Source organism: Dyella acidiphila, assembly GCF_014863405.1.
Taxonomy (GTDB): domain Bacteria; phylum Pseudomonadota; class Gammaproteobacteria; order Xanthomonadales; family Rhodanobacteraceae; genus Dyella_B; species Dyella_B acidiphila.
The window spans coordinates 35,618-58,443 of the sequence record NZ_JACZZA010000013.1; the positions used below are offsets into that span (position 1 = coordinate 35,618).

Consider the following 22,826-nt stretch of genomic DNA (forward strand, 5'->3'; position numbering starts at 1 on the left):
GCAGAAACGGGGAATGGCAAACGGGTGTCAGGGCGCGCTTACCTCGCGCGGATCCAGGTCCGGATCCGGGGAGTGGCGCTGCTCGAAGCCGTACACGGCAGCGATCGCACGGGTCGGATCGCGGGTCGGCGCGTTGGACGGGTAGGCCACCAAGCCATCGGCACGGGTGCCCGCGTACAGGCACCGTCGCTGGCGCAAAGAAAAGGCTGACAACAACGTCGATCCGGACCTGGGCAGGCCCGAAATTGGGTGAAACCGGCGGTCCATCAGCCCCCCTGAAGGCCTTGGCCAAGCTCCGGATACGCGCGGCATCTGCCGCGTCGCGCCGTTCATTTATGTGAAATCCATCACGGTTTTTAGACCGTGGCCACATGCTAGGCGATGGACTAAAGGGGGCACATGTCTGTGCGTCTCAGGTTTTAGACGCCTGGACAAGAGCATGCCAGGCAATCTAAACGGGAAACCCGGCGCATCCGTGCGCCGAATTCCTCCAACCCCGGTTTAGAACGCTTTGGTGAAGCCCACGCTCAGCGCGTTGTCGCTCAGGTGGCTGGAGAACTGCCCCTGGTAATCCAGGTACAGGCTCCACGACGTACCCGCCTTGGCCGTGACGCGCGCACCCACTGTGGCCATGCCGCGGCCCAGCGAATCGGCGGGCATCGCGAACACGGTGCCGTCCTGCGCCGTTTCCTGCACCAGCGGCGTATTGCCGTTGCGCGTGTCGTAGCGATAGCCCAGCTCGAACTGCGGTGCGTAGCTCACGCCTTGCGCCACGAACGAACTGGCGAACGACACCTGCGCATACGGCTGCATGGTGTTGTAGGTGCTGTGCGCACCGCTCACCACGAACGCGGAAGCCAGCGGGGACGTGCTCGGCACCGTTTCGCCGAACGCATCCAGACTCTGGTGCTGGTACAGCGCGCCCACCGCCGGTGTGATCTGCCATTGCGCCGCCGTCAGCGGCCATGCCGCCTGCAAGGCTGCCGCGGTGGTATTGCCGTCCGGATCGGCCATGCCATGGCCAATACCCGTCTGGCGATACACGCGATAGCTGCTGTGCGACTGATCCACAACGCCGGAAAGCACGACCGGTCCCGCATTGGCAAAGGCGTACAGGCCGCCATGCAGGTTATCGATATTGCCGTTGCCGCCCTGATGATCACTGCCGTTGATGCGATCGAAACCGGCTTCCACGCCCACGTGCGCCACATCCGCCAGCGCGTGATCCCAGCCGCCCTGCAGACCGAACGCCGTGCTGTTCATGCCGTTGCTGCCGGACAGCGAATTGCTGCTGCCGCTGTACTGCATCCATAGATCGCTATTGCACGAGGTGCTGATCGCATTGCCGTGACCGGCACTGCCCGCACCACAACTACCGTCGGCCGGACGCAGCGTGGCATCGACCACCGTCGCCAGCGTTTGCTGGCCGATCAGGTTTTCGCTGCGCATCAGATTGGCGTACACGCTGCCGTCGTTCGGCACCACCTTCACCTGCGTCGAGGGGCTCGTACCCGTCGACGGCGGCGTGCTGCCGGTCGAGGCGGCCTGGAACACCAGATCGGCCTGCGCCGTGTTGTAGTCCAGGCTCACCTGTGCGCCGGTGGGCACGGAGCCGTTGGCCGCGGTGCTGGCGAACTTGCCGGTGATCGACTTGGCATTCACCAGCGTGTAGCTGCTTTGCTTGTACGTACCCGGCGCATAGACCAGCACCAGCGTGCCGCCAAGCGTGGCGGTGCCGGTCACATCCAGCTCCGACGCCTGCGCCGGCGTCATGTCGATCTGCAGCGTGGCGCCGGCGTTCTGCGTGTAGTTGCCGTCGATCGTCAGCACGCCCACCGAACCGCCCGGCCACACCGTGCCGTTATTGACCACATCGCCGTCGATGCTGCCGTGACCGCGCAGCGTGGCGCCGGCATCCACCGTGACATTGCCGGCCACAGCAGCATTGGCGTGCGCGCTGTCGCCCACTTCCAGCGTACCCGCCGCCACCGTGGTGCCGCCGGTGTAGGTGTTCACGCCGTCCATGATCAAGGTGCCGCTGCCGGTCTTGATCACCGCACCGTTGCCGCTGATCACGCCGTTGAAGGTACCGTCGCTGGCTTGATCGAAGGTCAGCGCGGGGCTGGGGCCACTCAACGGCAGGAACATCACATTGCCGACGATGTTGCTGCTGTTGCCCACCAGCACGCCCTGGCCGATCAGCCACGACTGGCTGGCGCTGCCGGTGCCGGTCAACGTCCAGGTGCTGTTGCCCAGCTTGGCGAACGTGTTGAAGCCCTGGATCGCCGCGCTGCTGCCGACGGCGCCGATGCTGCTCATATCGAAGCTGGCATTGGTGTCGCCGCCGAGCGCGAACAGATCGCCGCCGTTGGTGCTGCCGCTGGTGCTGACGACATGGCCGACAAACTTGCCGCCGGCCTCAAGCATCAGCGCATTGCCGCCGCCGCTGAAATCCACCGCGTCCGCCTGCGCGCCGGTGGCGCTCTGGCCGCCGGCGATGGTGCCTGCATTGATCACCGTGCCGCCGCCCGTGGCCACCACGCCGGCGCCACCGGCACCGCCGGTACCGGCCACGCCGGCCGTCGCGCTGACGTACATGCCGCCAGCCGCGCCGGCGCTGCCGCCGTTGCCACCGGTAATCGTGCCCGTATTGGTAAGGATGAAGTGGCTGCCGCGGACACCGGCGCCGCCGACACCGCCATTGCCGCCGTTGCCAGCCACACCGCCAGCGTAGGCAGCCGGGCCACCGGCACCGCCGGCACCGCCGTTGCCACCGGTGATCGTACCGGCGTTGACCGCGGTAAAGCCCGAGCCATAGACGCCGGCACCGCCCACGCCACCCGTGCCGCCGTTGCCCGACGCGCCCGCGGTGCCAGGCGTGCCCGCACTGTTGCCCGCATGGCCGCCGCGGTAGCCTATCTGGCCCTGGCCGCCCGTGCCGCCGTCACCACCGGTGACCACGCCGGCCGCCTCGTTATTGAGCGAAAAACCGGTGCCACTGACGCCCGCGCCACCGACACCGCCGACACCACCCACGCCGCCGATGCCACCATTGCCGGCAACGCCGTTGAAGGTGTAACGCCCCACGTAGCCGCCGCCGCCGATGCCGCCGGCACCGCCCGTGCCACCGACGAGCGTGCCTGCGTTATTGAGTGTGAATTGGCTGCCGGCGACCGCGCTGCCGCCCGTACCGCCGACACCGCCCGCACCGCCCGCGCCATTGATGCCGTCTACACCGCCGGTGCCGCCGTAGGCGCCGTAGCCGCCGGCGCCGCCGGTACCGCCCGCGCCACCTGTGATCGAGCCGGCATTGGTCAAGGTAGACAGCGTGCCGTTCACGCCCGCACCGCCCGTGCCACCCACGCCACCGGCACCGCCGTTGCCGGACGTGCCGCCCACGGTGGCGCCGTTGCCAAAGTTATAGCCGGCACCGCCGATACCGCCCTGGCCGCCGTTGCCGCCAGCACCCGCGGTGATCTGGCCATAGTTGCCGAGGGTGGCGTTGCTGGCCATCGCCACGGCATCCGCGCCATTGCCGCCCTGGGTGCCAGCAAGACCGTCAGTGCCGTTCGGGTTGGCTGACGAGCTGCCCGCCGTGCCCATCTGACCGAAGACGCCGTCCGTGCCGGCACCGCTCGTCAGCGCAATGTTCGACACGCTGCTGCTGCCGAGCACCAGGCCGGTGCCCGACGCCAGCGCGAAGCTGCCGGTAAAGGCACTGGCACCCTGCACGCTGACCGTGCCGTCCTGGATGCTCACGTTGCCGGTGATGGCATTGCTGCCGGTAAGCGTCAGCGTGCCGGCGCCGGTCTTGGTCACCGCGCCTTCGCCGCTGATCACACCGGCGTAGGTGCCGTCGGTCGCCTGATCGAACGTGAGGTTCGCATTGCCGCCCATCGGCGCCAGCTTCACGTTGCCGACGAGGCTGCTGGTGTCGCCCACCAGCGAGCCGTCGACGATCTGCCAGTTCTCGCTCGCATTGCCCAGGCCGGTGAGGGTCCAGGTGCTGGTGCCCTGCTTGGCGTACTGGTTGAAGCCCTGGATCGACGTGCCGAGCTGGCCCAGGTCGAAGCTGGCATTGGTGGTGCCGCCGAGGACGAAGGTGTCGCCGCTGTTCGACGTGCCGCTGGTGCTGACCACGTTGCCGGTAAACACATAGCCGGCCTCGACCACCAGGGTGTTGTTGCCGCCGGACAGGTCGATCGCATCGGCCTGCGCGCCCGTGGTGGAAACGCCGCCGGCAATGATGCCGCTGTTGACGATGGTCGAGCCGCCCGTGGAGACCACGCCCGCGCCACCGGCGCCCACCGTGCCGCCGGTACCGGCGTTGCCGCCCGTGCCGCCAGATATGGAACCGGCATTGATCAGGGTGAAGTTGGCGCCGGTCACGCCCGCGCCACCATTCCCGCCATTGCCGCCATTCCCGTACGTTGCGCCGGCGCCGCCGTTGCCACCGAGAATCAGAGCCGAGGTGTTGTTGGTGATCGTGGCCTGCACACCGGCGCTGATGCCGGCGCCGCCATTGCCACCCGCGCCGCCGGCCATCGACACACCGGAGGCACCCGGACCCGCGTCACCGCCGTTGCCACCGGTGCCCCCGGTAACGCGTGCACCAAGGCCACTGCTGGTAAACGAGCCACCGCTGAGGATCACGCCCGCGCCACCCGCACCACCGTTGCCGCCGATGCCGCCGTTGCCGCTATTGGCGTGGGTACCCTGGCTCGAAGAACCACCTCCGCCACCGATGCCGCCGACCCCGCCCTGGCCGCCCTGGCCACCTTGCACGGCACCGTCATTGGTCACGGTCGAGCTGGTGGCGATGATCGCTGCGGCACCGTAGCCGCCGTTGCCGGCCCTGCCGCCCGTGCCGCCAACGCCGGGCAGCGCCGAGCCGCCACTGGTCGAGGAGGTGCCTTCCGCACCGTAACCACCGGCGCCGCCGTTACCACCGGAGCCGCCAATGGCGTTGCCCCAATTGGTAATCGTCATCGAGCTGCCGCTGATGGCCGCGCCGCCCGACCCGCCATGGCCGCCGGCACCGCCGGCGCCCATGGTGACCGCGCTCGTACCGGCGTATGCCGCGCCGCCGGAACCGGCGGCGCCGCCCATGCCACCGGCGCCGCCATTACCGCCAAGCAGGATCCCGCTCGCATTATTGGTCAGCGTGATGGTGTTGCCGGTGACGGCCGCGCCACCTGCCGCGCCAGCACCACCTGCACCGCCGCTGCCGGGGTTACCCAGCATGGAAATGTCGTCGCTGGCGGTGGCGGCGATGCTAACGTGGCTGCCATTCCCGCCGACGCCGCCGATGCCGCCCGAACCACCATAGCCGCCGGTGCCGCCGGTAAGCGACCCGTCGTTGGTCAACTTGAAGTTGCTGCCTTGCACGCCGGCGCCACCCGCACCGCCAGCACCACCGGTGCCGCCGTCGCCGCCAGCGCCGCCCTGGTCGTAGCCAATGCCGCCTTTGCCGGCATTACCGCCATTGCCGCCAGCGCCGCCCGCACCGCCAAACATCGAGCTGTAGTTGCCGGCGGTAAATCCGGAACCCGATACGGCGAAGCCGCCGGCGCCGCCTTGCCCACCGGCACCGCCGGCCAGAGCATTGCCGCCGGTGCCCTGAGGATTGGCACCGCCATTGCCGCTGGCGCCGCCGTTGCCGCCGGCCCCACCCTGGCCGCCGTCCAGCAGGGCCTGATTGGAAAGTGTGAAGTTGCTGCCGGTCACGCCGACGCCACCGGCGCCGCCCGCGCCGCCCGCACCCGCTGCGCCACCCGGAAGATTCGCGCCGATGCCGGCGTTGCTGCCACTGCCCCCGTTGCCGCCGGCACCGCCCGCACCACCGGCCATATGGCCGGCATAGGTGTTATTGGTCACCGTGCCCGAACCGCTGACCGCCGCGCCACCGGCCTGACCCGCAGCGCCCGCGTTGCCGCCCATGCCGGCGCCGCCTGTATAGGTGCCGTCGCTGCCGGTACTGCCGCCCGCACCGGTCGTACCCGTCACCACGACATTTGCGGTCATGTTCAGCGTGGTGCCGGCGGCCATGCTGATGCCGCCGCTCAGATCGGTGTTGTCTGAGCCCAGCACCAGGCCGCCACCCTGGATCGACCAGACTTCGCTGGTGTTGACCGCGCCATCGAGTGTCCAGGTGCCGGTGCCGGTTTTTTCCAGAACGGTGAAGCCCTGGTACTGCCCGCTGCTGTCGTCGCTGATCGCGCCGGTGAGCGTTTCATTGCCATTGCCATCCAGATCGAGCGTATTGCCGCCGGCGGCGTTCAAGACATTGCCCGTAATGCTCGAGCCGGGCTCCAGTACCAGCGTGCTGCCGCTGTAGCTGAAGACGATCGCGTTGTTATTGTTACCGGCGATGCTGCCGTAGTTGGTAATGGAGGAGCTACCCATCGCCAGGATACCGACCCCGCCCCCGGTACTGCCGCTGCCGCCTGTGATGCTGCCGTAGTTGGTGAGCTGGAAAGAGGTACCCGCCACGCCCGACCCGCCGCCGCCGTTGCCGCCGGTGTACTTACCGCTGCCGCCGACGCCACCGTTGCCGCCACTGACCCTCGCGCCCACACCAATCGAAAAGCTCGAACCCTGGGCCGCGTAGACACCGGCACCACCGCCGCCGCCGCCACCGCCACCGCCTTGGCCGCTACTGCCGTTGCCGCCGTTGCCAAGCACACTGTTGCCGCCCGCGCCGCCCGCCCCGCCGACAACGCTGATGCCCGCCGGCAGCGCAGCGCTGCCGCCGCTGCCGATCACCAAGCCCGCGCTACCGCCACCGCCGCCGCCGCCCGCGCCCGTGCCCGAGAAAGAGTCGCCGCCGCCACCGCCACCGCCAACCCCTTGCAGCACCGAGCCGCCGGCGCCACCGCCACCGGGGCTGCCGAAAAGGTAGCCGGCGCTGCCGCCGCTGCCACCCGCGCCTTGGCCCGCGCTGCCTTTCGCCTTGTAGCCGCCGTTGCCACCCGAGTTCGCGTAGGTGCCAGACGCCACCGAGCCCTGGCCGCCGGCACCGCCGCTGCTGCTGGAGCCATCGCCGCCGTTGCTGCCACTCGTGCCGCAAATCGTGGTCGGCCCCGGCACGCAGCTCTGCGCCATCACCGGCGCTGCCACCGTGGCCAGGGCCAGGCTTACCGCCAGCGCGAGCAGGCGCGTGCTCAGCTGCGGCGTAGACACGGCATCCGCGCCCCCGGACACGCCACCTTTGGGCGCGCTGACCAGCTCCGAGGCGACCTGCATGACGCCGAGCGTGCGATTGAAAACGATGCGATAGATGCGATTCACGACAGAGTCCCCTGTAGACGTCCGATGTATTCGATGTGTGGCGTAGCGGTCAGGCCTCGGCCCTGCGCGCACGTGGCGGCAGGCCGGCGGCCATGGATCCGAAAAGTGTTCAAACCACCCGCACCTGGCGCGGGTTCAAAGCGGGATCGAGCCAGAAGATGTCGTTCTCGAAACGACGAAACACATCCGGCGGCAGCACGCTGGTGCGCTCGCGCACAGCGACTTTCTTGCGCACCGTATGCAGCCCCGGCGTGCCGGCGCGCAGGTCGAATTCGTCGGCCTGATAGCTGATGTTGTCGAAGTCGTGCGCGTAGGCCGGCTCGCCGATGAAGTCGTAGACAGCGGCGATGGCGCGCGCCGGATCGCTGGTCAGCGTCTCGTAGCGCAGCAACAGCAAATGGCCGGTTTGATCGCCGTAGAACGCCTCTTTCAGCGCGTTGTAGGCGTAGCCCACCATGCCGTCGCCATTGGCCAGGCCTTCGGCGCGCGAGTACACCGTGCCGCCGGGCTGATAGCTGAAGATGGACGAAGGCTGAAACGCGTTCTTGCGCACCAGCTGCTCGACGCTGTCGATGATCCACGACACGTGCCGCACACAGGCGATCACCTTGCCCTGCGGAAACAGCTCGTTGAGCTGACCCATCTTGGAGCACCAGGCGCGGTTCGTATCGAACACCACCTCGGCGCCGTATTCGGGCCCGTAGTAGTTATCGAACAGGCCTTTGAGCAATCGGCGGCGCTGCGCGTCGGAGACGAACACCGAATATTCGTTACGGCCGCTGAGCTCGCCCAGCAGGGTGGTGAAGGCACCGCCGAGAGGCCCGCTCATGCCAGCATGAAAACGCGGGTTCTGGCTCAGGATGGCCGACAACAACGTCGAGCCGGACCTGGGCAGGCCCGAAATAAAGTGAAACCGCCGATCCATCCGCTCCCCTGAAGGCTCTGGTCAAACTCCGGACACAAGCGATCTCCGCCGCCTCGCGCCGTTCATTTATGTGAAATCGATCACGTTATTTGAAACTAGCCAGATGCTAGGCGAGAGGTCCGAGCGGGGACATGTCTGTGCGTCTCAGGTTTAAGACGCACGGACAAGAAATGCATCGCGCGTCAGCGCAGCGCGGTCAGGCTGTTGTTCCAGCGACGCGCCATCACGTCGACCGAGGGATCCTGCGCACCACGGATGCTGGCCGCCCGGTAGGCTCCCGGTGCCACCCCGAAAATCTGCTTGAACAACCGGCTGGCGTGGCTCTCATCAGCAAAGCCGAAGGTGGGCGCCAGTTCGGCCAGCGACAGATGGTCGAAGGCGCGGTTGTCGAGCCGGTCGCGCAGTTGCTGCAGCCGGCACAGCTGGATGAAACGATTGACCCCGCCGGAGGATTCGAACAGCCGATACAGGCCGGCCCGCGAGATGCCGGTGGCGCTGGTGATGTCCTGCACGGAAAAATCCTGCCGGGCGAGATTCGCCTCGATCAGCTTGCGCACGTTTTCGACCCGCACATGTTCGAGCCGGTGGAATTCCGCACGCGCACCGGAGCCGAACGGATTGATCGCTACCGACAGCAGGTCGATCAGCGTGCGCGTAATGGCCGCGTGCGCGGCCATCGGCAAATGCGGCATCTGTTCGATCAGCGCCCCCAACATCGCGCTGAGCAAACCGCTTTCGCGCGCGTCGACGCGATAGCCGTGCAGGCCTTCCACGTCGCCGACCGCGGCGCGCACGCTGTCGCGCGCCAGGCTCAAGGTGATCATGGTGACGCGGTCGGCGCCGGTTTCGGCGGCCTCGGTGGTGTCGATCAGCAAGCTTTCGCCCGGCTTGATCAGCATGGTCTTGCCACCGATCCGGGCAGTCAGTTCGCCGCCGATCACGTGGCTGAGCACGAAGTGGTCGAAACCGTCTTCGGCCACGCGCTCGCGCCGAATGTGGCGAATGCCGCCGTATTCGCGCGCAAACAGGATCGACCGGTCCAGGCGCCAGCTGCGCACGCAGGCAAAGAAAGGTTTATCGGTGCGCTCGACATCCGCGCCGCGCGCATACAGATCGCAATAGTGCGCGAAGGCCACATCCGGCTCGTAGGTCGTGCTGTCGAACACGAAAATCTCGCTCACCCGGCTTGCTCCATGGCCACGCGGTAAACCTTGCGGCCGGCAAAAAACGCCGCCAGGGTTCCGACCAGGGCAGCCACTACGCACACATTGCACAAGGCGGTCGACAGACCGTGGCCGCCCAGGCCCAGGCCATCGCTGACCTTGCCGGTCATGAAGGGGCCGAGCGCCACACCGGTCAAGGTGATGAAGGAAAGGAAGATCCGAAACCCTGCATCATGCAGCGACGTACCCAGCATCAGCGGCAAGCCGGCCAACGCCGCCAGTGCCGCCACGCCGCCCAGCAGCGACGCCAGCGCCAGCAAACCGCAGGCCATGGATGCCGAGCTTGCGTGCGGGATCAGACATAGCAGCGGCACAGCCAGCAACAGTCCCCAGGCGACGATCGCGGTGGGCGACATGGCGGCCTTGCGCCGATCGATCAGCGCACCCGCAGTGAAATGTCCCAGCGGCTGGGCCAGCAGCAGACAGATGCCGAAGACCAACGCCGCCATCGCCGGCGTAAGCGCGTGTTCGCGATGCAGGATCGACGGCGCCCACGCGCCGATGGTCTGCACCACCAGCACGCTGGCACCGGCGCCGCACAAATAAGCGCACATCACGCCTGGCCGTTCCCAGAAAGCCGCCTGTATCTGCCGGAAAACAGCGCCAGCCGACGGCAGGGTTCCGGGCGCCAGCTCCTGGCGACGCAGCAGCGCCACGATCAACAGCAGATTCGGTGCCACCATCACCAGGAACAGCAGGCGCCAATGCGCAAACGCGGTGCCCGGCACCCAGCGCGCAAACATGGCCAGCACCGCACCGCCCAGCAACAGCGAAAGGCCGCGGCCGATCGTCGCCGCCGCGGTGAACGTTGCGATGGAGCGCGCACGCCACTGCGGCGCTGCGTGCTCAACAATGAGATTCAAGGCCAGCGGCACGTAAGCGGCCTGGCCCAGGCCGACCATCGCGCGGGCCAGCACCAGCACCATGAACGCATGGCCGAAGGCAAACACCGCCATGCCCACCGCCCACGTGGCGATGCACAAGGCCAGTACCCGGAAGCGATGCCGCGAACGGGCCAGCGGCCAGCTGCCGAGCATGCCGGCCACGTAGAGCACTACGAATGCCGGCCCGTCGAGCAGACCCAGCTGCGCATCCGACAGACCCAGATCCGTCTTCAGCAGCGGCGCGGCGACGGCCGGCAGGTTGCGATCGATAAAGGCCAGGCAATGGCCCAGTGCCAGCAAAGCAAACAGCGGTAACGCCAGTTTTTGCGATTTCGAATGGACCCCTGACACCGCGCCCCCTTTCTGGGACACCGCTACCGTGCGCTGCCCGCAATACGGGAGAGCATGTAGCAAGCCTCATGCCAGGAAAAAAACCAGCGTGGCCGCAGCCGCCCGCGGAACACCCCACCACGGCTGGACGTGGCCGGTCACCTTGTGACCACCGGATGAGACACCCTGCCGCACGCCACTGTTTGCGTAAGCTTCCCGTAAGTATGCCGTCCGGTTTGCCCACGCAGCAAAACAAGCCGGCACACCCCTCCACGCAAGCACTAGTAAATCTCGACCCCGCTCACCTTCGGCCAGTCCGCCGCACCCTGCGCGAATTGCACGCTGATCGTCCCGCTGCCCGAGGCCACTGCGTGGAAGGTCTGGATGTTCGCCTTGAAGCCGGCACCGGCGGCGGCCACGATGTCGAAGTTGGTCAGCACGCGGGTGCCGTTGATGGAGACGTTGAACTTCCGTTTGCCGGCGGCGGTGTAGTAGGTCTCGGCGAAATGCAGCCTCACCGTGTACGACTTGCCGGGAGTGAGGTTCGGCAAGATGTAGCTGAAGCTGCTGCCGTAGCGCTCGCCCTGGTACACCGACAGCGGCGCCGGACTGGCGAACGCCACCGCGCTCATGTCGATCGCATGACTGACCGAATCGGTGCCCATGCCGGCACCGGTACTGGATTGATCGCTGGTATAGGCGCCGTTGGAACTCTTCTGCCCGGCGCCGAATGCATACCATTCGTCGGCGAACGCAGCGATGTCGCGCGGCATGTCGTCGGCGCCGCCGTTGAGGCGAGCGGCAAAGGCGCCGATGCCGGCGATGCCCCAGTTGAACGACGGCTCCGCATAGTTCAGCCAACCGCCGCAGCCCACGCATTGATGCTCATACCAGCCGTAGCCATGCGTATCCGGCACGCTGGATGCCTGCAGCCAGCTCGCCGCATTTTGGGCGGCGGTGTTGTACGCCGCGTTGGCGGTTTCCAGATACAGGTCGTTGAAGAAGTAGCCGATGCCCGACGTGCCCAGGTCTTCCGAGGTGTAGTAGTCGTTGGCATCCGCACCTGAGGTATAAGCCGCCCAGGCCGCGCCCGTGCCTTGCCGGGTTTGTACCGAGAGCAGCCAGTTGCCGGCGGCTTCGGCAGTCTGCAGATCGATCGCCGCATGCGTCAGCTTGTACGCCTGCAGTTCGGCCCAGCCGATGCCGGCGGCGCCTTCGGCGATTTCGGTGGATAGCGTCTTGTTGGCATGCGTGCCGGTGGAAATCGGCCACGCCTCGCCGCTGGCCTGGGCGATGGCCTTGCTGCGCACCCACGCCATGATCCGGTTGGCATCGTTGAACCAGCGCGTATTGCCGGTGTGCTGGTAGAGGCCGTAGAACGCCAGCGCCACGCCGGCACCGCCCTGGTACAAGCCGGTGTCGCTGGCGACACCGCCACCCGGCGCTTCCGGCACGCTGCCGTCTGCGGCGATCTGCGTTTCCTCATACGCTGCCGCGGCCAGCGCATAGCTCTCGTAGGTGCTGTTCTGGGTCAGCTGGGCGATCCGGTCCAGGCTGTAGAAGATGCCGGCCACACCCGAACCCAGGCCGAGATAAATCTGGCCTTGCCCGGACTGTCGCCAATTCCAGTAGCACTGTTGCGCAGGGCACGACGAACCGGCCGGCGCCTTGGCCACCAGCAGCAGCCAGCTGAGGCCTTTCACCGCGGCGGTTTGATAAGCCGCATTGCCGCTCTTCTGATACAGGTCGAACAAGAAAGACGCCTGGCCGGCCACGCCATCGTCGAGGCTGGTAAAGCCGTAGCTGGCTGCGCCGCTGCCGGGGTTGTCGTAGTCAGGCCACCAGCCGGCCGCGGTCTGGGTCGACACCAGCCAGTTGCCGGCTTGCTCGGCCCCATTCAAATAACTGCTGCTGCCGCCGGCGTCGTACATCTGCAGCAAGGCCGTGCCGACGCTGGCCGCGCCCACATCGCGATCGGTCTGGTAGTTCGGCGCCTGGATCACGCTTTGCCAGCTCCAGCCGCCCAGTTGGGCCTGCGCGCGACTGAGCAACGATTGCCCCGCTTCACCGAGCAGCGGATTCTGCTGCGCAACGCTGCTGCCGGGAAAACCAGCCAGCGTGGCACCCAGCACAAACAAACTGGCACGCAAGTACCGCTTATAGATTTTCGCGTCGCCGCGCATACGGTGTTTCTCGAATACTGAAGCCATCTATCCAGGCCAACTCCCTGGCATCGGCCGTGGCGATCCCGCCACCCGCAAAACCTGCCCGATCGCCCGTCCCGGCAGAGGGATCGGTCCGGTCGGTTACTGAGGGTTACGGCTGCAGCACGCGCACTTTGAGGGCCGCCCTGCCGTTTTGTGACGGCCATCGCATAAGCCGGGCGGTAGCTGGCGAGGTGTCGTTCGAACGATGAAAGCGCGCTATCGCAATGGGCAATCAGCGCGGATCGGGGGCCGTCATCGAGATCGCTCGTGCACGCCGATTGAAGGAGCACGTCGACACGTCGGATTCGCCGTGAAGCGAACGCCACATCCACTGCGACGCATTTACTTCAGCGTGGCGCGCTCGGCGTCTTTTGCATCGCCCCTCAATGCATCCACGGAGCTGACCATGCTCCGGAGCTTGCCGAGCTTCATGGCCGCGTGTTCCGACCACATGATTTCGGCACCGTCTTCCAGTGGCTCATAGATCGGAATGAGGTTGCTGATGCCTTCAAAAATCCAGCGAACGGGCACACCTTCTGGGCCACCCTCGTAAGTTTCCGTGTCCAGCATCGCTTTGGCTTCGACCTTTTTGTAGGCCTCGTCGAAACTTTCGGCCCGCACAATGATGGTGTTTTCCCAGACCAGGAATTCACCCTCGGCATCATCATTGCCGGTGGCATCCAGTTCGACAAAGCGAATCAGGTATGAGCCAACGTACCAGCCGACAGGCGACGTATCTCTGCAATACGGGCTGCTCGGCGTGCGCTGGTTTTCCGGCATATGTTTTCCTCCTTGCAGACGCTTTCGACGGCCGACGCGGCATACCGAAACCAGCCAACGCATGGCGCAAGAAAATTCGACCAGCGAATCTATTTCTCAATAAATCAGTCGCGCCGATCAGGAACAAACGAATTGGCTTGTTTGCCCCCCGTACCTGGCCCCGTTTTTCACCCTTCCCGCACGAACAGCATCCTACGCTCGCGCAGCCAATTGGCACCCCTGGGGAGGGGAGCACTTCGTCGGTTACCTCGCAATCTCTTCTTCGTTCTCATTGACTACCTTGGGAGTAGGTTCAGATGAATAGAACAGATTTGACGGGAACGCTTTCATCAAAGGGATTTTCCAGCCTGCGCCGCAAGACCTGCGGTCTGTCTTTGGCCATTGCGATGGCCTTCGGCGCAACCACCGCGGCACATGCAGCGCAGTTCTACACGCATCACGTGCGGGACGCGGTAAGCCAGGCCACCGCCCAGCAAGTGGGCAGCCTGCCCGCCAGCAAGCTGATGGCTATCGATGTGGTATTGCCGGTACGCGACCAGGCCAGCCTCGACCAGTTCGTGGCCGACGTGAGCAATCCGCTCAGCCTGCAGTACCGCCAGTACGTCACGCCGCAGGAGTTCACGGCACGCTTCGGTCCCGCGCAGAACGACTACAACGCGGTCGTGCAGTACCTGACGAGGAATGGCTTTACCGTCACCGGCGGTAGCCGCGACGGCATGGATGTGCAGGCGGTAGGTCCGGTGTCGGCGGTGGAAGCTGCCTTCAACGTGAAGATGCACACCTATCAGCATCCAACCGAGAACCGCGTGTTCTACGCACCGGATCGCGAGCCGACCACCTCGCTGGCCATTCCGCTGTGGCATGTGTCGGGCCTGGACAACTATTCGCTGCCGCATCCGCAGTTCGTCAAGAAGGGCGACTACGCCGCGGCGCATGGCATTTCGCCAGACGCAGTGGTGTCGCACGCCACCACCGGATCGGGTCCTTCCGCCTCCTTCCTGGGCAGCGACATGCGCGCGGCCTATTACGGTAGCGGTTCGCTCAACGGCGCGGGCCAGACCCTGGGTCTGTTCGAATACGAGGGTATCAACGCCTCCGACATCACCCTGTATTACAAGAACGCCAAGCAGACCAATCCGAACAACCTCACCGTCGTTTCCACGGACGGCACCGCCACCACCTGCACCGGCAGCTGCAGCGACGGCGAGCAGGCGCTCGACGTGACGCAGGCGCAGGGCATGGCGCCCGGGCTGGCACACGTGATCATGTATGTCGGCTCCACCGACACCGCGATCATCAGCGCCATGACCACCACCACCGATTCCAACGGCGTACTGCCGCTGACCATCGGCTGCTCGTGGGGCTGGACGCCGGAAGACGCCACCACGCTCGATCCGTATTTCGAGAAGATGGCCGCGCAGGGCCAGAGCTTCTTCGTCGCCTCCGGCGATTCGGGCGAGTGGACCAAGAGCGGCAATGCCGAATCGTGGCCGGCTGACGATGCACACATCATCAGCGTAGGCGGCACCGACCTCACCACCTCCAGCGCAGCCGGTCCGTGGAAGTCGGAGACGGCGTGGAGCGATTCCTCGGGCGGCATCTCGCCGAACGACATCGCCATTCCCACCTGGCAGCAGATCTCCGGCGTAATCACCAGCGGCAACAAGGGCTCGACGAAGTACCGCAATGGTCCGGACGTATCGGCCAATGCCAACTTCACCTTCTACACCTGCGCCATGGGCAGCTGCCAAGCCAACGAATACGGCGGCACCAGCTTCGCGGCACCGATGTGGGCAGGCTTTGTTGCGCTGGCCAACCAGCAGATCGCCAATGGCGGCGGCACCACGTATGTGGGCTTCCTCAACCCGACGATCTACGCCAACAACGCACCGGATGGCACGGCTTATACGTCGACCTTCCACGACATCACCAGCGGCAAGAACGAGAAGTACTCGGCCGGCAAGGCTTACGATCTGGTCACCGGCTGGGGCAGCCCGCAGGCGGCGTTGATCAATACGCTTGCTCAGTAATCGCTTTACAGATAGTGCAGCGTAAACAAGCGGGCCCGGTTACGCACCGGGCCCGCTTTCGTGTCAGCACCTATTGAATGTCATCGCGCACGGTACGCCGGCTCCATGGCAGAACAAGCTGCGAGCGTTCAGGCTGCACTTTCATGCCGAACACCAGGCGCAGCACGGCAAACCGCCGTACGCACCCCTCATAAAGCACAAGACACGCGCCCATGCTGAGCAACAGGATGACGACGTATTTGGTCCACGGCGCCCACGCGTACTGGATGATGTAATAGCCGATCATCACGATGATCGTCTGGTGCAGGATGTAGAACGGATAGCTCGCCTCCCGCGCCCACCTCAGCAAGGGATTGACGAACGAAAGGTAGCGATAGCCGTAGCCCAGAAACGCCATCACCCACAGCCAGGTGAAGATATTGGCGCCGATGCCATCGGCCACCGAACCATGCAGGATGAGGCCGGTATTGAACAGCGTGATCAGCAGCACCAGCGATGCCACGCCGGCGATCAGCGACCAGCGGCGACATTCGCATAGCCACTGCCACACCCCCGGCATCGATGCCATTACATAGCCGTACGCAGTCAGCAGCAAATAGTTATTGAACACATACCAGTCGCTGACGAAGTTATGCGTTTCCGGAAACAGGGACTTCAGCAATACCTCGTTGATACCCAGCGGAAGCCCCAGCAGCACCAGCCATGGCCCCGGCGCTACGCGCAGCCTGCTTTGCTTCCACCAGAGCATGGCGGGCAGCAGCAAAAGCACATAAAATCACTGCGACCATGAGAGCTCTCCATCCGTGGGCCACCATGGCCCATTCGTCTATGGAGTAACTACTCTTGGAATTTGGATAAAAGTTTAGGGCTGCACGCCATCATTTTTGGCACAGGTGAACGCAAGTTTCACGACAGGAAACATTTATTCTACTGTGCGCCGCAGCCGCCGACTTATTGGATTGCACCAGCCTTGGCGGCCTGCCGTGTGGATCCGTAGCGGGCGATCACGGCCTTTCCCGCGTTGACCAGCGGCAGCTCAACCGCCCGATGCATCGCCGCAGCGACAGCCAGCGTGGCCATGATGCCCAGCGCAGCCGTGGCAGTTCCGCCCAGCGTCGGCATCAGCTCCACGATGAGCTGGCGCATCGGCACATGGACCAGGTAAAGCGGATAACTGATGCTGCCCAGCCAGCGCAGCACCGGCGTGTCGAGGTTCAAGCGCATAAAGCCGATAAACAAACCGACGCCGACCAGATACGCCACGATAAAGCGCCGCGGCGTTTCACCGGCACCCCAGTCCGTACGATAGGCAAGCACGCAGCAGCACATGAGTATCGCCAGCGCACCCAGCAACAAAATTCTCAGTTGCCGCGTCGACAAATAGCCGCCGTGCCGATGGTGATACAACACAAAGCTGCCGAACATCACCACCAGGCTGAAGGCGGGCGCGACCGGCGTCTTCACCAGCAACACGGCGCGCGGTACCGCCAGGGCCACCGACAGTGCACAAGCGCCCAGCAGGCACCATAGGCTAGTGCGCGGATCGGCCAGCCTGCCGGTGAACAACAGCACCGCAATCAGCACGTAGAAAATAAGTTCGACCTGCAGAGTCCAATAGACACCGATGGCATCGGGCACGCCAATAAAGCGCTGGGCCATGCTGATATTCGCCAACAGCTGGTGCGTGGCGAGCGGAAATACCAGGGCGGCAAGCGCCAGCGAAACCCAGTAGGCCGGATACAGGCGGAAGCCGCGGCTCAACAGGAACTGCCCCACCGTGGTTGGCTTGCGCAGCACCGACCACGGAATGACGTAACCGCTGATGCAGAAAAAGGCGACCACACCCATGGTGCCCGGATCGATATAGGTCGCCACCGGCCCCAAGGCCGACAGATTGAAGTAGTGCCGAATCAAGACGAGGATGGCTGCGGCCCCACGCAGCGCATCCATCCACTCGATTCTCGGTTCCCTCGCAGAGGTCATCGCCCTGCACCTTTCGATACACGAATCGGCTGATTCTTGGCATGCCGGGGTGAACCTAACAGCAATGCGCGATGACTTCTCTTCACCCGCTTCTTCACGAAGTTCGAAACGCAGCTCAAAGTCGTCGGATGGATCGCGTCGATCGGCAACTGATACTTACGCCATTTCGCCATCTACGCAGGCGCCACCTTGTCGTCGTTCCCGCGAATACAGGAATCACGGCCGCACGATTTGAAGCGTCACGTGAAAAATCGATAGCCAGATGATTTCATTGACATCGCCGCGTGGAAATTCGCTGGGTCCCAGCCGCATTGGCATCGCTATAGGTGACCGTTTTTTTGCTACTGCAGGACAGGACATCCATATTGAGATGCCCTATGGGTTCTATTCGAACAATCAATTAGACGAATTCAAGCCACGCCTGTCCTAATAGCGCGGCTACAGGTTCTGAAGACAAACGCGCCGGCTGTTGCCGATGCGTACACATATTTGGCCGGTGCGAATCAATCTTTTAAATACGTCGATCGCATGTTCATGCGCTGATCGATCGTAAGCTGCTGCGTGCCATCCGGCGCTCGTCTTTGGCGGGTAGTCGCTGGCCTGCGGACGCTGTCACGGCGATAGGCGTAAGCCCTGCGACGGCTTCGCCTGCAGGACGCAACCGATGGCGATGCTGGAAGCACATAGCCTGGTAAATCTTCAAAAACCAATGCAAACGGGGGCATTGATGTCTACGATTCATCGAAGCGCGACGATGTTGCGTGCAGCACGCGGATGCGCCGGCCTGTTATGGGTGCTGATGTCGACCGCAGCGGTTGCGTCAGGCACGGCGGCGACGGGACATGCGAACGAAGTGAGCGGGCGCGTCGCGCTGTCAGCCGGCCCCGGCCAGAATGTAACGGCAACCGATATCGCCAATACCCTGGTGTACTTCGTTCCGGCCAAGGCGCCGGTGCACGTCAAGCCCGGCCACTTTACGGTCTACACGGTCAATCACGATTTCCGCCCCGCAGCGATGGTGGTGCCGGCAGGCAGCACGGTTACGTTTACCAATCTGGACGAATTGCTGCACAACCTCTATTCGGCCACGCCTAATTCGACCTTCGACTTTCAGTTCCAGGCGTCAGGGCAGTCGACCTCGCATTCGTTTACGCATGCCGGCCTGGTGCTGATCGGGTGCAGTGTGCACCGCTCGATGGAGCTGGACTTGCTGGTCGTGCCGACGCCCTATATCGCGCAGGTCAATGCCGACGGCCACTTTGTGCTGCGCGGCTTGCCCAAAGGTGCCGGCCAACTTTATTTCTGGAATCCACGCAGCGGCTTGGTGCAGTCCAGCGTGAGCGCACCTGCGGCGGACGTGACGCAGCAGCTGGTGGCAGTGAAGCCGGCCGTGGCCACCGAACTCAATGCGGGCCGGATGCGATGAAGCACTCAACGAATTTCCTGCTGCGCGGGCTGGCGATCGTCACCTTGCTGACCGTGGCCGCCGCACTGGGCGCCAGCGCACTGCTGAAAGATCAAGCCCTGTATCTGCAGACGCAGAAGATGCAGCAGGCCGGTTTGGTCGAGCAGCAGTTGCAAAAATCCGCCCTCGACCAGCTGGCACTGCGCGCGCAAATGCTGGCCGCGGATCGCGATTTCGTCGAATACGTGGTGCAGTCGCTGGCGCCCGATCCGGCGCGCGGCGGCACGATCGACAAGCTGTCGATTACCGACCTGCTGAGCGAGCGCCGCCAGGGCTACGACGTGGCGATGGTGCTGGATGCACAAGGCCACCTGGTCAGCCAGTCGGGCGTGCTGGCCCGCGGCAGCGACAGCATTGCGCACGATCCGCTGGTCGCCGCAGCCGTGCACGACGGCGCACCGGCCCGCGGCGCCTGGCTGCAGGATGGCGTGCTGTATTGGGTCGTGGTATCGCCGCTGCTGCAAAACCATGCGCTGAAAGGTTTGCTGGTCACGGCAAGCCAGGTCGAAAGCGCGTTTTTCCAGCCGGCCACCGCGATGTCGGACAGCGATGTGGTGCTGATGACGCCGGCCTCGATCGTGGCCGCCTCGGCCCGCGACGTGGATGTGTCGGTGCAAAACGTGTTGACCGCGCGCGATGCCGAGGTGATGGCGCTGGCACGCAACGGCGGCGGCCCGCTGCCGCTGCACGGCGAGCAGCGCGATCTTCGCAGCTGGGTTACGCCGGCCCGCGTGCCCGGCCTGGAGCTTGCGGTGGTGGCGATCTACAAGGGCGGCGATACAGCCGGATCGCCGGCGCCCCTGCTGATCGGCGGCTTCGTGCTGTTCGGCGCGGTGATCGCCTTGCTCTTGCTGTTGCAGTGGTGGTTTACCTGGCGACCGCTCGACGACGTGCTGGAGGTGCTTGACCGCGCCGCCAGCGGCGACCGCACGCTGGTGCTGCGCACGCGCGGCAGCGCGATCGTGATGCGCATCGGCGAAAGCTTCAATCACATCCTCAAGCTCAACCGCTCATGACACGATGGAGATCACTATGAAATCGCATCTTTCCGCTTTGTTGGTGCTTGCCGTGGCCGTCGCGCTGCCGCTGTCGGCGAATGCTGCCGAAAACGTTTCTGCCACCGACCAGGCCTTTGTCGCCATGGTCAGCCAGGGCGGCATGTTTGAAGTGAAGGCGGGCCAGCTTGCCGCCGATCAGGGAAGCACGCAGGACATCAAGGACCAGGGCAGCACCGAAGCGCATGACCATCAGCTGGTCGGCGACAAACTCAGCACGATTGCCAAGGGCGCAGGCATTCCGGTCGCCGATACGCTCAATGCGTCGTTCCAGAAGAAGCTGGATGATCTGAAGGCTTTATCGGGACCGGCCTTCGACACGGCTTATCTGAGCAGCATGAACGACATCCATAGCAAGGACGGCGCTGCGTTCGCGAAGGAAGCCGCCTCCGGCACCAATCCGGATCTGCGTGCCTTCGCTGCCGAAACGCACCGGATCGTTGTGCGTCATCAGGGCGAACTGCACGCCAAGCCCTGAGACACAGGACGGCGACCGCGGCGGCGCGCCTGTTCCGGCATTTTCCCCTGGTGATTTGAATTTGTCGGACTATTGAACAACACTTGGCCGGTCGCCCTGAGCCAAGAGCACGTGCATGCCGCCGCTTTCTCCGATGAGCCGCCGTTCGTTTCTGCAAGGCATGGCCCTGGCGGCCGGCATGAGCGCGATGACGTACCGGCCGCTGCGCGCCGCCGCATTGCCGGCGACGGCCGGCGGCACGCCACAGGTGCCGCTGTTTCCCACGGCACCCTTGATGCAACAACCCTTTGCGCTGCTGCCGGCCGGCTCGATCAAGGCCGGCGGCTGGTTGCGGCGGCAGCTGGCGATCCAGGCGGCCGGCCTGGGCGGTCATCTGGATGAGTTCTGGCCGATCGTAGGGCCGGACAGCGGCTGGCTGGGTGGCAGCGGCGAATCATGGGAAGACGGTCCGTATTTTCTCGATGGCCTGGTGCCGCTGGCATGGCAGCTGGATTCGCCACAGCTCAAGGCCAAGGCGATGCGCTTTATCGACTGGACGCTGGATCATCCGTGGGACAACGGCATGTTCGGTCCGCGCAGCAACGACGACTGGTGGCCGCGCATGGTCATGCTCAAGGTGCTGACGCAGTATCACGAGCTCACCGGCGATGCGCGCGTGATGCCGTTGATGACGCGCTATTTCCACTATCAGCTGCAGGCGCTGCCCACGCGCCCCTTGCGCGACTGGGCGCGCATGCGCTGGCAGGACGAGCTGATGTCCGTGCTGTGGCTTTACCAGCGCACGCAGGATCCTAAACTGCTTGAGCTTGCGCATCTGCTTCGCCAGCAGGGTTACGACTGGCAGGGCATGTTCGCGCATTTTCCGTTCACGCAGAAAACCGACGCCGATGCGCTGCGCAAACAGGCCGGCGGCTCCGACGCGTTCATGCAGGATCTCGGGTTGCAGGTGCACGGCGTCAACAACGCGCAAGCGCTGAAAGCTTCGCCGGTGTGGTCGACCGTGTCCGGTACCGCCGTCGACTGCAACGCCATCCAGCATCAGCTGCAGATGCTCGATACCTATCACGGCCTGCCCAATGGCATGTTCTCCGCGGACGAACATCTTGCCGGCCGCAGTCCGTCGCAAGGCACCGAACTGTGCACCGTGGTGGAAACCATGTTCTCGCTGGAAGTGGCGCTGGCCATTACCGGCGATGCCGCGTTGGGCGATCGCCTGGAGCGCATCGCCTTCAATGCATTGCCCGCCGCCTTGACCGACGACATGTGGGCGCACCAATACAACCAGCAACCCAACCAGGTCGAATGCAGCCTGCACCGCCAGCCGTGGACCACCGACGGACCGGAATCGAACCTGTTTGGACTGGAACCGAATTTCCGCTGCTGCACGGCGAATTTCCATCAAGGCTGGCCCAAATTCGCCAACAGCCTATGGATGGCCACCGCCGACCAGGGGCTGGCGGCGATGAGCTACGCGCCATGCACGGTGACGACCGTGGTGCGCGATGTGCCGGTGACGGTCGAGCAAGTGAGCGATTATCCCTTCCGGCAAAGCGTCAGCATCATGCTCAAGCCGCAACGCGCGCTGCGCTTTCCCTTGCGCCTGCGCATGCCGGCATGGTCGCAAAACACGCGTATGGCGGTGAATGGCAAGCCGGTCGCTGCGGTCGCCGGCTTTACCACCATCGAGCGCACCTGGGCCCCCGGCGATATCGTTGAAGTGCACTTCGATGCCGAAGTGAAGACTGAGCGCGGCTACAACGGTGCCCTCAGTTTCAGCCGCGGCGCACTGGTCTACGCCCTGCCAATCAAAGAGAACTGGCTGATCTGGCGCAAGCGCGGTCCGACCAACGACTGGCAGGTGTATCCCGGCTCGCGCTGGAACCTGGGCATCGATCCCGCGGCGTCTGTTGCGGTGAGTGAACATCCCATCGGCGATAAGCCGTTCGCAGGCGCAACGCCCGCCGTGCAATTGACGCTGCAGGGTCGTTACGTACCGGCATGGAAGGCGGAAGAAGGCAGTGCCGATCCGGTGCCGGCCAAGGCCGAACCCGCCACCGATGAAGCCGCGCAATCCGTCACGCTGGTGCCTTATGCCGGCGCCAAGCTGCGCATCACGGCGTTTCCGTCGCTGGGCTGAGTGCGCCGCCTGACGAAGCATGAATAGGTGTTGCCGCGC

14 protein-coding genes are annotated in these 22,826 nt (G+C 64.8%); 5 read left to right on the forward strand and 9 right to left on the reverse strand.

Annotated elements, in window-relative coordinates:
• Positions 1-27: 27 nt before the first annotated feature.
• The 7 genes from IGX34_RS22185 to IGX34_RS18430 form a co-directional block, all read right to left on the reverse strand.
• Positions 28-213, reverse strand: a complete 186-nt coding sequence (locus tag IGX34_RS22185; protein ID WP_225737586.1) for a hypothetical protein — start codon at positions 211-213, stop codon at positions 28-30.
• A 288-nt stretch (positions 214-501) separates the two neighbouring features.
• On the reverse strand, positions 502-7,290 hold the full coding sequence (locus IGX34_RS22395; RefSeq protein ID WP_192557205.1) for an ESPR-type extended signal peptide-containing protein: 6,789 nt from the start codon (positions 7,288-7,290) through the stop codon (positions 502-504).
• Positions 7,291-7,399: 109 nt separating this feature from the next.
• Positions 7,400-8,215, reverse strand: coding sequence for a sulfotransferase family protein (locus IGX34_RS18410; RefSeq protein ID WP_192557206.1), 816 nt, complete (start codon positions 8,213-8,215; stop codon positions 7,400-7,402).
• 182 nt (positions 8,216-8,397) lie between these two features.
• Positions 8,398-9,396, reverse strand: coding sequence for a helix-turn-helix domain-containing protein (locus IGX34_RS18415; protein ID WP_192557207.1), 999 nt, complete (start codon positions 9,394-9,396; stop codon positions 8,398-8,400).
• Complete coding sequence (locus IGX34_RS18420; protein WP_192557208.1) at positions 9,393-10,673, reverse strand: MFS transporter; 1,281 nt, start codon at positions 10,671-10,673, stop codon at positions 9,393-9,395. The genes IGX34_RS18415 and IGX34_RS18420 overlap by 4 nt, the downstream gene beginning before the upstream one ends.
• 260 nt (positions 10,674-10,933) lie before the next feature.
• Positions 10,934-12,802 carry a malectin domain-containing carbohydrate-binding protein gene (locus IGX34_RS22210; protein WP_225737587.1) on the reverse strand — a complete coding sequence of 623 codons (1,869 nt, stop codon included), beginning with the start codon at positions 12,800-12,802 and terminating at the stop codon, positions 10,934-10,936.
• 399 nt (positions 12,803-13,201) lie between these two features.
• Entirely contained in the window at positions 13,202-13,639 is a 438-nt protein-coding gene (locus IGX34_RS18430; RefSeq protein ID WP_192557209.1) for a DUF4288 domain-containing protein, read from the reverse strand.
• A gap of 296 nt (positions 13,640-13,935) precedes the next feature.
• On the opposite strand from IGX34_RS18430, the gene IGX34_RS18435 reads away from it, so the two are divergent.
• On the forward strand, positions 13,936-15,669 hold the full coding sequence (locus IGX34_RS18435) for a S53 family peptidase (protein ID WP_192557210.1): 1,734 nt from the start codon (positions 13,936-13,938) through the stop codon (positions 15,667-15,669).
• 70 nt (positions 15,670-15,739) lie between these two features.
• On the opposite strand, the gene IGX34_RS18440 is transcribed toward IGX34_RS18435, so the two are convergent.
• Together IGX34_RS18440 and IGX34_RS18445 are read right to left on the reverse strand one after the other, a co-directional pair.
• Complete coding sequence (locus tag IGX34_RS18440; protein WP_192557211.1) at positions 15,740-16,438, reverse strand: acyltransferase family protein; 699 nt, start codon at positions 16,436-16,438, stop codon at positions 15,740-15,742.
• A gap of 182 nt (positions 16,439-16,620) precedes the next feature.
• Entirely contained in the window at positions 16,621-17,619 is a 999-nt protein-coding gene (locus IGX34_RS18445) for an acyltransferase family protein (RefSeq protein WP_192557212.1), read from the reverse strand.
• Positions 17,620-18,406: 787 nt separating this feature from the next.
• On the opposite strand from IGX34_RS18445, the gene IGX34_RS18450 reads away from it, so the two are divergent.
• The 4 genes from IGX34_RS18450 to IGX34_RS18465 all read left to right on the forward strand — a co-directional run bounded on the left by IGX34_RS18450 (position 18,407) and on the right by IGX34_RS18465 (position 22,787).
• Entirely contained in the window at positions 18,407-19,078 is a 672-nt protein-coding gene (locus IGX34_RS18450; RefSeq protein WP_192557213.1) for a cupredoxin domain-containing protein, read from the forward strand.
• Positions 19,075-20,133: a hypothetical protein gene (locus tag IGX34_RS18455; protein WP_192557214.1), complete on the forward strand. Its 1,059-nt coding sequence runs from the start codon at positions 19,075-19,077 to the stop codon at positions 20,131-20,133. Before IGX34_RS18450 ends, IGX34_RS18455 begins: the two co-directional genes overlap by 4 nt.
• 16 nt (positions 20,134-20,149) lie before the next feature.
• A complete protein-coding gene (locus IGX34_RS18460) occupies positions 20,150-20,650 on the forward strand; it encodes a DUF4142 domain-containing protein (protein WP_192557215.1) in 501 nt (166 codons plus the stop codon).
• A 115-nt stretch (positions 20,651-20,765) separates the two neighbouring features.
• On the forward strand, positions 20,766-22,787 hold the full coding sequence (locus tag IGX34_RS18465; RefSeq protein WP_192557216.1) for a beta-L-arabinofuranosidase domain-containing protein: 2,022 nt from the start codon (positions 20,766-20,768) through the stop codon (positions 22,785-22,787).
• The last annotated feature ends 39 nt before the right edge of the window (positions 22,788-22,826 follow it).